Below are 15,169 nucleotides of genomic sequence, written 5' to 3' on the forward strand. Positions count from 1 at the left end.
GGTCGGCATCGGACATGTGGACTGGCACTTTGCCATATTTGAAGGCATGCTAGTCGGCTTCCCGCGTGCGCCTTATAGTGCGCCCAGCAGCCACGGCACAGGCCGTGCATGCCGCGAGAACGCAACCCCTGCCATCGTCAGCCCAATCGCAGGACCCAACGCTTGACCAATCTCACGCAACCGTCATCCCTGCGTCCTGCCGATTCCACGGCCGGCACGCACCTGCGTGGCTCGCTCAAGGGGGCGCTGGCCCTGCTCGCCTTGGTTCTGCTGGGTCTGCTGCTGTGGCAACTGTTCGCCCAGTACCGCCATACCCAGGCCGACCTGCGCCAGCAGAGCCTGGCCACCAGTGCCGAACTGGCCGACCACCTGAGCCTGAACATGGCGTTGAAGGCCCAGCAATCGCTGAACCTGGTCCAGCCCTACGTCAAACCTCCGGCGCCTGTCGCCCTGCCCAGCCTGCTCGCCACCTTGCAGGCCCGCCTGCCGGCCCTGCGCGACCTGGCCTGGCTTGACGCCACCGGGCAGGTGCGCAGCGACACCCTCGTTGGCTCACCCGACCGTCAGCTGATTGACGACCTGCTGCAATTGAATCAAGGCCGGGCGTTCTTCTATGGCAACGATGCCGACAATCAGCGGCTCTACCTGCTGCTGCGCCAGCCGACCGAGCAAGACCGCGGCTACTGGCTGCTGCGCCTGAGCCGCGACTACTACCAGGAGCTGACCCGTCACCTTGACGGCCCCACCCATCCCCTGTGGCTGCTGGAAAACAGCCGCAGCGGCGAGGTCATCGAGCGCCACGGACACCGGCAGACCAGCGAAGAGCCTCTGCAAAGCGTGATGCTTGCCTTCATCGACAACAGCACCTGGCAACTGCGTGGCCTGTTCGATGCAGGCCTGGCCCGCGACAGGTTGCTGCCGGCGCTGCTCGGCAAATGCGTGCTAGTGCTGTTCTGCGCGCTGCTGCCGGTGCTGGCGCTGATCAACATGCGCCGCCGTCAACGCGCCTTGCAGGAAGATCGCCGGCGCTACCAGGAAATCTTCGAGGGCACCGGCGTGGCCCTGTGCGTGCTCGATCTCTCCAGCCTGCCGGGGCAGCTCGACCGCTACCACCTGCGCAACCGCGCCGCGCTCAAGCAGAGCCTGGCCCTGGACACCAAGCTGCGCCGCTCGCTGCTCACGGAGCTGAAGATCACCGAGATCAACCAGGTGGCCCGCCAGCTGCTCAACGTCGACTGCCACGAAGGCGCCTGGCAGCGCCTGATCGATGGCAGCGGCGACGGCCGCGACAGTGTCGGCATGCAGTTGATCGACGCGTTGATCGAAGAGCGCCCGCAGCTCGAGCTGGAGGTGCGCCTGCCGGCACCGCTGGGCGGCGAACTGCACCTGTGGCTGATGGCCCGCCTGCCGCAGCAGCGCCGCGACTACCAGGCAGTGATCCTGAGCATAAGCGACATCACCAGCCGCAAGCAGGTGGAGCTGTCGCTGCTCGAACGCGAGGGTTTCTGGTCGGACGTGGTGCGTACCGTGCCCGACCAGCTCTACGTGCAGGACGTTGACAGCCAGCGGATGATCTTCAGCAACCGCCACCTTGGCCAGACCCTGGGCTACGACCGCGCGGAACTGGCGCAGATGGGCGACCGCTTCTGGGAGATGCTCCTGCACCCCGGCGACGCCGAGCACTACCGCGCCCTGCGCCAGCAGCAGCGTGACACCGGCTACGGCCAGTCGCTGCACTGCCAGCTGCGCTTCCGCCACCGCGACGGCGGATGGCGTTGCTACGACATCCGCGAGCAGGTGCTGACCCGCGACAGCGAAGGCCTGGTCACACGCATCATCGGCGTGGGCAAGGATGTCACCGTGCAGATCGAAGCCAGCGAATCGCTGCGCGACAGCGAGCAGCGCTACCGCATGCTCGCCGAGAGCATCAGCGACGTGATCTTCTCCACCGACAGTCAGCTGCAGCTCAACTATGTCAGCCCCTCGGTGCAGGCGGTGCTGGGCTACCAGGCCGACTGGATCTTTGCCAACGGCTGGCAGTCGATCATTGCCAACCCGGCCCAGCTCAGCGGTGTCTACAACCTGCTCGAGCGCGTCAGCCAGGTGCTGGACGACAGCACGCAACTGGCCCAGTTGCGCAGTACCCTGCCTACGCAGTTGTTCCTGTTCGACTGCCTGCGCGCCGACGGCCGCAAGATCCCCATCGAGCTGCGCCTGGTGCTGGTGTGGGACGAACACGAGCGCTTCGAGGGGGTACTCGGCGTGGGCCGCGACATCAGCCAGCAACGCCGGGCCGAAAAAGACCTGCGCATGGCCGCGACCGTGTTCGAGCACTCCACCTCGGCGATCCTCATTACCGACCCGGCCGGCTATATCGTCCAGGCCAACGAAGCATTCACCCGCGTCAGCGGCTATGCCGTGGCCGAGGTACTCGACCAGCTCCCCGGCATGCTCACCGTCGAGCAGCAACAGAACGCCCAGCAAGGCTACGTGCTCAAGCAACTGAGCCAGCGCGGCAGCTGGGAAGGCGAGGTCTGGCTGAAACGGCGCAACGGCGAGCACTACCCGGCGTGGGTAGGCATCACTGCAGTGCTCGACGATGAAGGCGACCTGGCCAGCTATGTGTGCTTCTTCACCGACATCAGCGAACGCAAGGCCAGCGAGCAGCGCATCCACCGCCTGGCCTACTACGACGCCCTCACCCACCTGCCCAACCGCACATTGTTCCAGGACCGCCTGTACACCGCCCTGCAACAGGCCGAGCGGCAGAAGGCCTGGGTGGTGCTGATGTTCCTCGACCTCGACCGCTTCAAGCCGATCAACGACTCCCTTGGTCATGCGGCGGGCGATCGCATGCTCAAGGACATGGCCGAGCGCCTGCTGGCCTGCGTCGACGACGACGACACCGTGGCGCGCATGGGCGGCGACGAGTTCACCCTGCTGCTGCAGCCCAAGGCCAGCCGCGAACAGGCGCTCAACCGCGCCATCCATGTTGCCGAGCACATCCTCGACGGGCTGGTCACCCCGTTCGTCCTGGAAAACCGCGAATTCTTCGTCACCGCCAGTATCGGCATCGCCCTGAGCCCGCAGGATGGCAGCGAGCTCAGCCAACTGATGAAGAACGCCGATACGGCCATGTATCACGCCAAGGAACGCGGCAAGAACAACTTCCAGTTCTACCAGGCAGACATGAACGCCAGCGCCCTGGAGCGCCTGGAGCTGGAGAGCGACCTGCGCCATGCCCTGGAGCAGAACGAGTTCATCCTCTACTACCAGCCGCAGTTCAGCGGCGACGGCAAGCGCCTGACCGGTGCCGAGGCACTGTTGCGCTGGCGCCACCCGACCCGCGGCCTGGTGCCGCCGGGCGACTTCATCCCGGTGATCGAGGAGCTGGGCCTGGTGGTCGACGTCGGCGACTGGGTACTGCGCGAAGCCTGCCGTCAGCTCAAGGCCTGGCACCAGCAGAAAGTGCGTGTGCCCAAGGTGTCGGTGAACATCTCCGCCCGGCAGTTCTCCGACGGCCAGCTGGGCACGCGCATCGCCACGATCCTCGACGAAACCGGGCTGCCGCCGGCGTGCCTGGAGCTGGAGCTGACCGAAAGCATCCTGATGCGCGAGGTCAACGAGGCCATGCAGATCCTCGACAGCCTGAAGAACCTGGGCCTGAGCATCGCGGTCGACGACTTCGGCACCGGCTACTCGTCGCTCAACTACCTCAAGCAGTTCCCCATCGACGTGCTGAAGATCGACCGCACCTTTGTCGATGGCCTGCCCGAAGGCGAGCAGGATGCGCAGATCGCCCGGGCGATCATCGCCATGGCCCACAGCCTCAACCTCGCGGTGATCGCCGAAGGCGTGGAGACCCATGAGCAGCTGGAGTTCCTCCGCGAACACGGCTGTGACGAGGTGCAGGGCTACCTGTTCGGCCGGCCGATGCCGGCCAACCAGTTCGAGGCCCAGTTCAGCAACGAGACGTTGTTCATGTTCCAGTAGGCGTTGCGCGGGTTCTTCGCGCCCACGCAGACCTCATGCAGCCTGGAAAAAACCGGACCTCAAAGTCAACTCCAGCCCAGTCGCCACGCGGCCTGCAACATGAAGCCCATTGGTCCGCGACTTGATGCCACTTCATATGCCAGCGGCGAATCAATCGGTTAGAATGCTCCCCCAATTCTGCCCGATCCTTGAGGACCGCCATGTTCAGCCGTGATTTGACCATTGCCAAGTACGACGCCGAGCTCTTCGAAGCCATGCAGCAAGAAGCCCTGCGCCAGGAAGAGCATATCGAGCTGATCGCTTCGGAAAACTACACCAGCCCGGCGGTCATGGAGGCCCAGGGTTCGGTTCTGACCAACAAGTACGCCGAAGGCTACCCAGGCAAGCGCTACTACGGTGGTTGCGAGTACGTCGACGTCGTCGAGCAGCTGGCCATCGACCGCGCCAAGGAGCTGTTCGGCGCCGACTACGCCAACGTCCAGCCGCACGCCGGTTCCCAGGCCAACGCCGCTGTCTACCTGGCCCTGCTGTCGGCCGGTGACACCATCCTGGGCATGAGCCTGGCCCACGGCGGCCACCTGACCCACGGTGCCAGCGTTTCCTCCTCGGGCAAGCTGTACAACGCCATCCAGTACGGCATCGACGCCAACGGCCTGATCGACTACGACGAAGTCGAGCGCCTAGCTGTCGAGCACAAGCCGAAGATGATCGTTGCCGGCTTCTCCGCCTACTCGCAAGTGCTGGATTTCCCGCGCTTCCGCGAAATCGCCGACAAGGTCGGTGCCTACCTGTTCGTCGACATGGCCCACGTCGCCGGCCTGGTCGCTGCTGGCGTGTACCCGAACCCCGTGCCGTTCGCCGATGTGGTCACCACCACCACCCACAAGACCCTGCGCGGTCCACGTGGCGGCCTGATCCTGGCCCGTGCCAACGCCGACATCGAGAAGAAGCTGAACTCCGCCGTCTTCCCAGGCGCCCAGGGCGGCCCGCTGGAGCACGTCATCGCTGCCAAGGCGATCTGCTTCAAGGAAGCCCTGCAGCCTGAGTTCAAGGCCTACCAGCAGCAGGTCGTGAAAAACGCCCAGGCCATGGCCAGCGTATTCATCGAGCGTGGCTTCGACGTCGTCTCCGGCGGCACCGAAAACCACCTGTTCCTGCTGTCGCTGATCAAGCAGGAAATCTCCGGTAAGGACGCCGACGCCGCCTTGGGCAAGGCCTTCATCACCGTCAACAAGAACTCGGTACCGAACGACCCACGTTCGCCGTTCGTCACTTCGGGCCTGCGTTTCGGCACCCCAGCCGTCACCACCCGTGGCTTCAAGGAAGCCGAGTGCCGCGAACTGGCCGGCTGGATCTGCGACATCCTGGCCGACCTGAACAACGAAGCGGTGATCGACGCCGTACGTGAGAAGGTCAAGGCCATCTGCAAGAAGCTGCCGGTGTACGGCAACTGATTGGCAGACGCCTGAAATGAAGAAGCCCGGCCTTGTGCCGGGCTTTTTCATGTTTGTACTTCATCGGGCTGGTGCGACATCCGGTACGAGACGTATTTCCACGCGCTGCCCCAAGGCCCTGGCAGCGCTGGCCAACGTTGCCAAGGTCATGCCCGCGTCTGTCTGATCCAGGGCTCGATCGACCGCCGCCCGGCTGGTGTGCATACGCTCGGCCAAGGCCTTCTTGCTGATCTTTTGCTGCTTCATCGCCTGCGTCAGTTGCCAGGCGATCACCCGCTTCAGCGCAGCCGCCGTGACCTCTTCGAGGATGCCCTCTTCGGCGAGAAAATCGTCGAAGTTCGAACCGATATGCGGGTTCATGTAGTTGACCTCCGTAAGCTGGCCTTGCGTTGCCTGGCCAGAGCCAGATCTGCTGAAGGCGTTTTCTGGCTTTTCTTGATGAATCCATGGAGCATGAACATCACGCCATCCATGATCGTGAACAGTACACGGGCAACGACATGCCCCATGTCGATTCGAATTTCCCAAAGCCCGTGCTCCAGCTTTCTGACCAAGGGCATGCCAAGTGGCCATCCCAACTGAACGGTCTTGATTTCCATGCCAATCAGATAGCGTTCTTCACGTGCCAAGCCCTTTAGCCACTCCCTCACGGGCTCATTACCCAACGCACTGCGGAAGAATTGCACATTTATTTTTAGATCCGACGCGGCCAAGTGTACCAAAAAAAGTACCTCCTGCAAGCGGCCACCTCGACTGGCCTGATCGCTGAAACGAGGCCAAAAAAATGCCGCCTTACGGCGGCATCGAACAGTCGGCTGTATCCCAATCAGGCGTGGCTCGCAGCTTCGAAACCAGCCCGAATCTTTTCCTCCAGCAGCACATCGGCGATGAACACCATGACGCTTTCCTGCAACTCGCCGTTCTTCCATTCAGCATCCCCTTCGAGCGGGCTCGACCAGATCGATCTTGCTCAGCAGCAGGCGGTCGGTAAAGCCGACCTGAGCCTGGGTCATCGAGGATCCAGGGCTCGCGCAGCTCTTCGTCGATGAAGAAGGTCTGCGCCTACAAACCTTGAACGTAAGCGTTTAACCCTCCGCGATACACCAAGGTATCTCTGACATTCTCCTCGGAAAATTACCTCGACCAAAACACCCGACTTCGGACATACCGAAGTTCCCCTCCAATGCACACTGCTTGCTCCAACCCATTACGGGAAGTGTTTGACGTGGCAGTCGCTCGAAATCGATACACCAATTACAGGAGCATGATTCAGCGGTCCGAGACGGATTGGCAGACATCGTATGCCAAGCATCTTTCCGGCTTACAGGTGCAGGCTATTGTCAGGAATCCATTTCAATTACTAAACACTCAGCCATGACCAAACGGCGAATTCTCTACTTCAGTTGCTTAGCCGTACTGTTGTGTCAGTCGGGTATAACCTTCTACCTACCCATGCTCCCAACTATTGCTGATGACCTGAATGCAACAGATGAATTCGCCGCACTCAGCCTGAGCCTGTTTCTTGTGGGAATGGGGACATGCGTAATGCTGTGGGGTCGGTTGGGAGCCACTCTCGGTTCAAGCCGTATGCTGACCTGGACGCTACTCCTCTACGGCTGCTGCACATTACTGCTCGCAGTATCACCAGGTGACTGGGCATTCCTTGTCCTACGCCTGCTTCAGGGAGCGTTGGCGGGCGGTATATCAGTTGCAGCTCGCGCGTTAATGGTCGAGCAGTATGATGGCAAGGATCTGACACGAGCCTACAGCAGCCTTTCACTTTGCTTCGTACTCTCCCTCGGAGCCTCCCAGTTTATCGGGGCTATGATTGCCACACTCACGAACTGGCGGGTGGCCATGCTTGTCGTCGCGATACCTTGCGTACTAATGGCCACAGTGAAGGGGCTGAATGTAACGGCTCACCACAGGGGGCTTGCGCATCGAGCAGGTGAGAGCGCCAGCCTCCATAAGCTCATTGTGCAACCGCGCTTCATTCTACCTGTGCTGGCTGGAGGCTTGGGGTACTCCATCATCGTCGTATTTAGCAGTACAGCGCCCTTGCTTCTTCAGCAGTCTTTCAATTGGTCGATGTGGGAATATGGTCTGTTGGGATGGCCAATCAGCATTGCCTATCTGCTCGGCACCCGTCTGGCCAGTAACCTTGCAACCGGTGATAATGAAATACGGATGCTTCGATATTCGAGTGCCTTGCTGTTATTTGGCGCACTCATCATGCTTATTGCATCATCACTGTTGAAGACTGCGGCGTACGCGATCTGGCTTCCTTATTGCCTGATGCTTGTAGCTCAGGGAATTGCATACCCAGTGAGCCTGTCATTGGCTAGCAGGCAGTCAACGGGAGCTGCGTCCCCTGCCATGGCACTTATTGCTTTTGTTCATCAACTGCTGGCGGCTCTGGCGAACTTGATCTCCAGCACCTTGGACATCAGTGCCGTTATGCTAGTTATGTTATGCGTTGGATTGGCATCACTCGCCTGGTTGGCGACTCGCGCCAGCCCCTGAACGCCATCGTTTCTTGCAGGCTGAATATTCTTGATAAATTGCATCAACAGCCAAATGAGGCGCTGCTTGAAAAAAAATGCCGCCATAAGGCGGCATGAGCAAATCAGATACTTCTGCCCCTTTAACTCAAGGCCTCAAACCCTGCCCGAATCTTTTCCTCCGGCAGTTCATCGCCGATGAACACCATCACGCTTTCCCGCAGCTCGCCTTCCTTCCACTCGGCGTCCCAGTCGAAGCCGTACAGCTTCAGCACGCCCTGGAACACCAAACGACGATCTTCACCCGCGATATTCAACACGCCCTTATAGCGCAACAGCTGTTTGCCGTGCTCCTCCAGCAGCTCGTTCATGAAGTCGCTGAGCCGATCGATATCCAACGGCGTTTCGGTGCGCAGCACCAGCGTCGAAATGCGATCCGGGGTGGCGGGCTTGAGGACCGGGCGCAAGCTGGGCCCGGGGCTGATGCCCAGGTCCGGGTTGAGGTTGAACCCTCGCACATCGAGCAGCTCGGCCAGGTCGATACGGCCGTGCTCGACCACGCGGATCGCTGCCCGGCCGTTGATGCGCGCCAGGCGCTCGCGCAGGGTATCGACCACCTGCGGCTCGACCAGATCGGTCTTGCTCAGCAGCAGGCGGTCGGCAAAGCCGACCTGGGCCTGGGCGATGGCCTGGGTCAGGTGCAGTTCGGCGTGGGCAGTGTCGACCAGGGTGATGATGCCATCGAGGATATAGCGCTCGCGCAGCTCTTCGTCGATGAAGAAGGTCTGTGCCACGGGTGCCGGGTCGGCGAGGCCCGTGCACTCGATCACCAGGCGATCGAAGGCGATCTCGCCGGCGTCCAGGCGTTCGAGCAGCAGGTACAGGGCACGGGTCAGGTCGCCATGGATGCTGCAGCACACACAGCCGTTGGCCAGGGTCATCACCTGCACTGGCTCATCGCCCAGCAGTTGGCTGTCGATGCCGGCCTCGCTGAACTCGTTCTCGATCACGGCGAGCCTCAGGCCGTGCTCGGCCTTGAGCATGTGCTTGAGCAGTGTGGTCTTGCCGGCACCAAGAAAGCCGGTCAGCACGGTAACGGGAATCGGCGTTTGCACGCGGTTGTCTCCTGCAGCTGAAAATGAAAGTGGGAGCCCGGTTGCCCGGGCTCCCACTGGTTCATGCGTGTCGCGGGTTCAACAGCACTTGGGCCCGGACTTGCCACCATAACGCGCTTCCTGGCGCTCGCGGAAGAACGCCTCGTAGCTCATCACCGGCTTGTCCGGGTGCTTGGTCTGCATGTGCTCGACATAGTTGTCGTAATCGGGCATGCCGACCATCAAGCGGGCTGCCTGCCCCAGGTACTTGCCCAGTCGACCCAGGTCGTTGAACATCGCGGCATTCCTCTCAAGCGTCAGGCAGGGCCTGGAACGGGGTTTCCTTGTCGCTGCGCTCCTTGCGGCCCCAGGCGGCGTAGCCGACCTTGAGGGCGAAGAACAGGATGCTGAACACTACCACCAGGAACAGGATCGTCAGGCCAGCGTTGGTGTAGGCGTTGAAGATCACATGCTGCATCTGGCCGATGTCCTTGGCAGGCGCCAGCACCTGGCCGGCGTCCAGCGCGGTGCTGTACTTCTTGGCCAGGGCCAGGAAGCCCACAGCCGGGTTCGGGTCGAACAGCTTGATCAGGCCCGCGGCGGTGGTGCAGATCAGCAGCCATACCGCAGGTACCAGGGTGACCCAGATGTAGCGCTGGCGCTTCATCTTGATCAGTACCACGGTGCCGAGCATCAGGGCGATACCGGCCAGCATCTGGTTGGAGATACCGAACAGCGGCCACAAGGTGTTGATACCCCCCAGCGGATCGATCACGCCTTGATACAGCAGGTAACCCCACATTGCCACGCAACCGGCGGTCGCGAGCAGGTTGGCCCCCCACGACTCGGTGCGCTTGAGTGCCGGGACGAAGCTGCCCAGCAGGTCCTGCAGCATGAAGCGCCCGGCACGGGTACCGGCGTCCACTGCGGTGAGGATGAACAGTGCCTCGAACAGAATGGCGAAGTGGTACCAGAACGCCATGGTGTTCTCGCCCGGCAGCACCTGGTGCAGGATCTGCGCGATACCGACCGCCAGGGTCGGCGCGCCACCGGCACGGGCGAGAATGGTGTGCTCGCCAATGTCGCGGGCGGTGGCCTCCAGCTGCTCGGGGGTAATCATGAAGCCCCAGCTGCTGACGGTCTGCGCCACCGAAGCGACGTCGGCGCCGACCACTGCGGCCGGGCTGTTCATGGCGAAGTACACGCCCGGCTCGATCACCGAGGCGGCGACCATCGCCATGATGGCGACGAACGACTCCATCAGCATGCCGCCGTAGCCGATGTAACGGGCGTTGGTTTCGTTGTCCAGCAGCTTCGGCGTGGTCCCCGAGGAGATCAGCGCGTGGAAGCCGGACACCGCGCCACAGGCGATGGTGATGAACAGGAACGGGAACAGCGTGCCCTTCCAGACCGGGCCGGTACCGTCGGTGAACTGGGTCAGCGCCGGCATCTTCAGCTCGGGCGCGATGATCAGGATACCGATGGCCAGGCCGACGATGGTGCCGATCTTGAGGAAGGTCGACAGGTAGTCGCGCGGCGCCAGCACCAGCCATACCGGCAGCACGGCGGCGACGAAACCGTAGCCCACGAGCATCCAGGTGATCTGCACGCCAGTGAAGGTGAACGCCGGGCCCCACACCGGATCCGCGGCGATCTGGCCCCCCAGCCAGATCGACAGCAGCAGCAGGACCACGCCGACGATGGAGATTTCACCGATGCGGCCCGGGCGGATGTAGCGCATGTAGATGCCCATGAACATCGCGATCGGGATGGTCGCGATCACCGTGAACATGCCCCACGGGCTCTCGGCCAGGGCCTTGACCACGATCAGCGCCAGCACCGCGAGGATGATGATCATGATCAGGAAGCAACCGAACAGGGCGATGGTGCCCGGTATGCGGCCCATTTCCTCACGGACCATGTCGCCCAGCGAGCGGCCGTTGCGGCGCGTAGACAGGAACAGGACCATGAAGTCCTGCACCGCGCCGGCCAGCACCACGCCAGCGATCAGCCACAGCGTGCCGGGCAGGTAACCCATCTGCGCCGCGAGCACCGGGCCCACGAGCGGGCCGGCGCCAGCGATGGCGGCGAAGTGGTGACCGAAAAGGATGTGCTTGTTGGTCGGGACGTAGTCCAGGCCATCGTTGTTGAGTACCGCCGGCGTGGCCCGGCGGGGGTCGAGCTGCATCACCTTGGTGGCGATGAACAGGCTGTAGTAACGGTAGGCAACCAGGTAGATGGCCACTGCCGCGACGACGATCCACAAGGCATTGATCGCCTCACCGCGACGCAGGGCGACCACACCCAGCGCGCAGGCCCCTATGACTGCCAGCGCCAGCCACGGAATGTGGCGTAGCAGGCTATTATTGTTGTTCATGGTTTACTTCCAGCTGGTGGATTGGAAAGACCGCCCATCGAGTCTAGGGCCAGTCAAGACGCATTGCCACACTTGCTTTGGTCTAGAGCCTCTGCGGCCAGATTGCAGTACCTGATGCACATACCAAACTCACTATAGTCAGGATGTCACCCGGAGAAACCACCATGAGCGCCCACGACGAACGCCGCCGTTTCCAGCGCATCGCCTTCGATGCCCCTACCGAACTGCGCCAGGGCGAACGTCGCTGGCCGGTGAAGCTCCTCGACCTGTCGCTGAAGGGCTTGCTGGTAGAGCGCCCGGAACCCTGGGATGCCGACTCCACCCAGGACTTCGACGCGGTCATCCATCTCAACGACAAGAAAACCCAGGTCAGGATGCAGGTCGAACTGCGCCACGACGAGTCCGCCCGGCTGGGCTTTATCTGCCTGTTCATCGATGTCGATTCGATGACCCACCTGCACCGTCTTGTGGAACTCAACCTGGCAGACAGCACCGAAATGATGCGCGAGCTGCGCGAACTCATCGAAGATTGATATCTCTTAGCCTGCTAACAATCTGGCTGTGACAGCTTTCTTGTCCAGCCAGACAGCTTTCCTGCCTTTCCCAACCCCTTTGTACACACCCCTCTGGAACAGCCTCTCGCAGGTTGGAACGCAACGTGCATCCAGGTTTCAGGCACCCTGGACGCACCCGTTACGGCGCTACGATCAAAACTTTGTATACAATTTTAGTGGCAATTATTTGCGCTAGTTGTCTACAGTAGCGGCACAACAATAAACAGAGAGCCTGCTCCAATGACCACGTCCCCCAGCACGTCTCCCGCCCCGCGCCCCGAGGACGAAAACCTCGGTCTCGGCGCCAACCTGGCCTACGGGCTGCAGCATGTCCTGACCATGTATGGAGGGATCGTCGCCGTACCCCTGATCCTTGGCCAGGCCGCCGGCCTGGCGCCGGCGGAGATCGGCCTGCTGATTGCTGCCTCGTTGTTCGCCGGTGGCCTGGCGACATTGCTGCAGACCCTTGGGCTGCCGTTCTTCGGCTGCCAGCTGCCACTGGTCCAGGGCGTGTCGTTCGCGGGCGTGGCGACCATGGGCGCGATTCTTGGCAGCCAGGGCGGCGGTGGCCTGCCGGCGGTGCTGGGCGCGGTAATGGCAGCTTCGTTGATCGGCTTCCTGATTACCCCGGTGTTCTCGCGCATCACCAAGTTCTTCCCGCCCCTGGTGACCGGCATCGTCATCACCACCATCGGCCTGACCCTGATGCCCGTCGCGGCCCGCTGGGTGATGGGCGGCAACAGCGCCTCGCCAGAATTCGGCAGCATGGCCAATATCGGCCTGGCGGCGCTGACCTTCGCCATCGTCCTGCTGCTGAGCAAGCTGGGCAGCGCGAGCATTTCGCGCCTGTCGATCCTGCTGGCGATGGTCGCCGGCACATTGATCGCCTGGTCGCTGGGCATGGCCGACTTCAGCAAGGTCACCGAAGGCCCGATCTTCGCCTTCCCCACCCCGTTCCACTTCGGCATGCCGACCTTCCACATCGCCGCGATCCTGTCGATGTGCATCGTGATCATGGTGACCCTGGTGGAAACCTCGGCGGACATCCTGGCGGTCGGTGAGATCATCGACACCAAGGTCGACTCCAAGCGCCTGGGCAATGGCCTGCGCGCAGACATGGCATCGAGCATCCTGGCGCCGATCTTCGGCTCGTTCACCCAGAGCGCCTTCGCCCAGAACGTGGGCCTGGTGGCAGTGACCGGCGTGAAGAGCCGCTATGTGGTGGCCACCGGCGGCGTGATCCTGGTGGTGCTCGGCCTGCTGCCGATCATGGGCCGGGTGATTGCGGCAGTGCCTACCCCGGTACTTGGGGGCGCCGGTATCGTGCTGTTCGGCACCGTGGCCGCCAGCGGCATCCGCACCCTGTCGAAAGTCAGCTACAAGAACAACGTCAACCTGATCATCGTCGCCGCCTCGCTGGGCTTCGGCATGATCCCGATCGCGGCGCCGAACTTCTACCACAGCTTCCCCAGCTGGTTCGAAACCATCTTCCACTCCGGCATCAGCTCGGCGGCGATCATGGCGATTCTGCTGAACCTGATGTTCAACCACTTCACCACCGGCAACTCGGAAAACCAGTCGGTATTTGCCGCAGCCTATGAGCGCACCATCCAGTACTCCGACATCTCGGCCCTGCGTGATGGCGACTACTTCAAGGATGGCAAGCTGTTCGACGCCGAGGGCAACGAGGTACCGGTGCTGGAACTGGACGAGCACGGCAACGAGACGCCCAGGCGCAAGGCGGTTGCCGAACACTGATCGCTGACCAGGACGGTCATCGAGGGGAGCCGACGCGCATCGTCGGCTCCCTTTTTTGTCTGGGCAGATGCATGGGAACAAACCCGCTCCCAATCGCCCTAGCCGTGCGCCACGAAGTATCGATTCAACACATTCAGGTCCCCGGCCTCCAGAACCCCCGCCAGATAGCGCAGCTGCAACCACGCCCGCAGGTACTCGTGCCGCGCCTGAGCCAGGTCGCGCCTGGCACCGAACAACTGTTGCTCGGCATCCAGAACGTCGAGGTTGACCCGCTCACCGCCCTGCACGCTCTTGCGCGTGGCCTGCACCAGGGCTGTAGCTGCCTTGACCGCCAGGTCGTAGGCGCGAATCTTCGCCGTGCCGCTGGCGCACAGGTTGAACTGCCGACGCAACTGGTTGACCGTGTCGCGCAGTTGCGCATCCAGCTCGAAGCCCGCGGCATCCCGCTGGGCACGGGCCTGGCGCACCGACGCCGACACGCCGCCACCGGCGAACAGCGGCACGTTCAACTGCACGCCGATGCTGTCGGTGTCGTAGCGCTGGTTATAGCTGCTCTCGGAGCTGGAGCTGGATATACCCTTGCTGGCATAGGCACTCAACGAGGGCAGATGACCGGCCCGCTGACGCTCGATGTTCTGCTCGGCGACCTCCAGCCCATGGCGCTGGCTGGCCAGCTCGGCGTTGCGGGCAACAGCCAGGTCGCGCCAGGGCTCGAAACGCGCGGGCGTCAGTGGCTGGACGCGAAAATCACCGGTCATCGGCGCCAGGTCATCGACCTCTACCGGCTCGCCGATGATCGCCTGCAAGGCCCGCAACGCCGCATCGAGATTGTCGCCTGCCTCGATCTCCTGGGCCTGGGCCAACTCGTAGCGGGCCCGGGTCTCGAGCACATCGGTGCGGGTACCCTCGCCACCTTTGACCAGACGTTCGTTGAGCGTCAGTTGTTCGGCAAAGGTACGCCGCTGGGCCTGGGCCAGGGCGATCTGTTCATTGGCGAACAGCGCTTCGCTGTAGGCGCCGAACAGCCGCACCATCAGTTCCTGGCCACGACCACGATAGCGTTCGTCGGCCAGCGCGGCCTGGGCCACGCCACGGCGGTAGTCACTCCAGGCGGCATAGTCGAACAGCGGCTGCTCGAGGGTCAGGGTCGAGCTGTAGCTGCGGTAATCGCGTTGGGTGGTCACGTCGCCGAACTGGCTGCGCTGGGTCACCTCCGAGTCGTTGCGGGCACGGTTGTAGCGATACGACAGTTTCGGCAGCAGTCCGGCGCGGCCGATCGCCCGGTTTTCAAGCCCGGCCTCACGCTCGGCGATCGAACCCTGCCAGGTCGGGTCGTTGCGCAGGGCCAGGGCATAGGCATCGCCCAGATCCAGGGCCTGCGCCGACAGGCTGGTGAGCAGCAACAGCGGACAGGCGAAACGCAAAAGAGCCGGCATCT

The 15,169-nt window shown here is 62.6% G+C and carries 11 protein-coding genes and 1 pseudogene; 5 read left to right on the forward strand and 7 right to left on the reverse strand.

Annotated elements, in window-relative coordinates; translation table 11 throughout:
- Nucleotides 1-162: 162 nt before the first annotated feature.
- Nucleotides 163-3,993, forward strand: coding sequence for an EAL domain-containing protein (locus AAHK21_RS10125; protein WP_367857164.1), 3,831 nt, complete (start codon nt 163-165; stop codon nt 3,991-3,993).
- Between the two features lie 200 nt (nt 3,994-4,193).
- Complete coding sequence (glyA, locus tag AAHK21_RS10130; protein ID WP_094010328.1) at nt 4,194-5,447, forward strand: serine hydroxymethyltransferase; 1,254 nt, start codon at nt 4,194-4,196, stop codon at nt 5,445-5,447.
- Between the two features lie 60 nt (nt 5,448-5,507).
- Here the strand turns inward: glyA and AAHK21_RS10135 are convergent, their stop codons facing one another.
- The 3 genes and pseudogenes from AAHK21_RS10135 to AAHK21_RS10145 form a co-directional block, all read right to left on the reverse strand.
- Nucleotides 5,508-5,807 (reverse strand): helix-turn-helix transcriptional regulator, encoded by a 300-nt coding sequence (locus tag AAHK21_RS10135; protein WP_094010329.1) that lies wholly within the window; start codon nt 5,805-5,807, stop codon nt 5,508-5,510.
- Nucleotides 5,804-6,139, reverse strand: coding sequence for a type II toxin-antitoxin system RelE/ParE family toxin (locus AAHK21_RS10140; RefSeq protein WP_367858976.1), 336 nt, complete (start codon nt 6,137-6,139; stop codon nt 5,804-5,806). The genes AAHK21_RS10135 and AAHK21_RS10140 overlap by 4 nt, the downstream gene beginning before the upstream one ends.
- 134 nt (nt 6,140-6,273) lie before the next feature.
- A pseudogene (locus AAHK21_RS10145) lies at nt 6,274-6,390 on the reverse strand (GTP-binding protein); the annotation flags it as partial.
- 344 nt (nt 6,391-6,734) lie between these two features.
- Between AAHK21_RS10145 and AAHK21_RS10150 the strand changes: the two are divergent.
- Entirely contained in the window at nt 6,735-7,970 is a 1,236-nt protein-coding gene (locus AAHK21_RS10150; protein WP_367857165.1) for an MFS transporter, read from the forward strand.
- 121 nt (nt 7,971-8,091) lie between these two features.
- Here the strand turns inward: AAHK21_RS10150 and yjiA are convergent, their stop codons facing one another.
- The 3 genes from yjiA to AAHK21_RS10165 form a co-directional block, all read right to left on the reverse strand.
- Nucleotides 8,092-9,063: a GTPase gene (yjiA, locus tag AAHK21_RS10155; protein WP_367857166.1), complete on the reverse strand. Its 972-nt coding sequence runs from the start codon at nt 9,061-9,063 to the stop codon at nt 8,092-8,094.
- Nucleotides 9,064-9,141: 78 nt separating this feature from the next.
- Nucleotides 9,142-9,339 (reverse strand): YbdD/YjiX family protein, encoded by a 198-nt coding sequence (locus AAHK21_RS10160; protein WP_008094130.1) that lies wholly within the window; start codon nt 9,337-9,339, stop codon nt 9,142-9,144.
- A gap of 13 nt (nt 9,340-9,352) precedes the next feature.
- Nucleotides 9,353-11,419, reverse strand: coding sequence for a carbon starvation CstA family protein (locus AAHK21_RS10165; protein ID WP_046857199.1), 2,067 nt, complete (start codon nt 11,417-11,419; stop codon nt 9,353-9,355).
- A gap of 164 nt (nt 11,420-11,583) precedes the next feature.
- Here AAHK21_RS10165 and AAHK21_RS10170 point away from each other — a divergent pair, with 164 nt between their 5' ends.
- On the forward strand, nt 11,584-11,952 hold the full coding sequence (locus AAHK21_RS10170) for a PilZ domain-containing protein (RefSeq protein WP_046857200.1): 369 nt from the start codon (nt 11,584-11,586) through the stop codon (nt 11,950-11,952).
- 261 nt (nt 11,953-12,213) lie between these two features.
- Nucleotides 12,214-13,731 (forward strand): nucleobase:cation symporter-2 family protein, encoded by a 1,518-nt coding sequence (locus tag AAHK21_RS10175; protein WP_023630301.1) that lies wholly within the window; start codon nt 12,214-12,216, stop codon nt 13,729-13,731.
- Between the two features lie 98 nt (nt 13,732-13,829).
- Here the strand turns inward: AAHK21_RS10175 and AAHK21_RS10180 are convergent, their stop codons facing one another.
- A complete protein-coding gene (locus AAHK21_RS10180) occupies nt 13,830-15,167 on the reverse strand; it encodes a TolC family outer membrane protein (RefSeq protein ID WP_367857167.1) in 1,338 nt (445 codons plus the stop codon).
- Nucleotides 15,168-15,169: the final 2 nt, after the last annotated feature.

The organism is Pseudomonas sp. TE50-2 (assembly GCF_040813665.1).
In the GTDB taxonomy this organism is placed as follows: Bacteria; Pseudomonadota; Gammaproteobacteria; order Pseudomonadales; family Pseudomonadaceae; genus Aquipseudomonas; species Aquipseudomonas soli.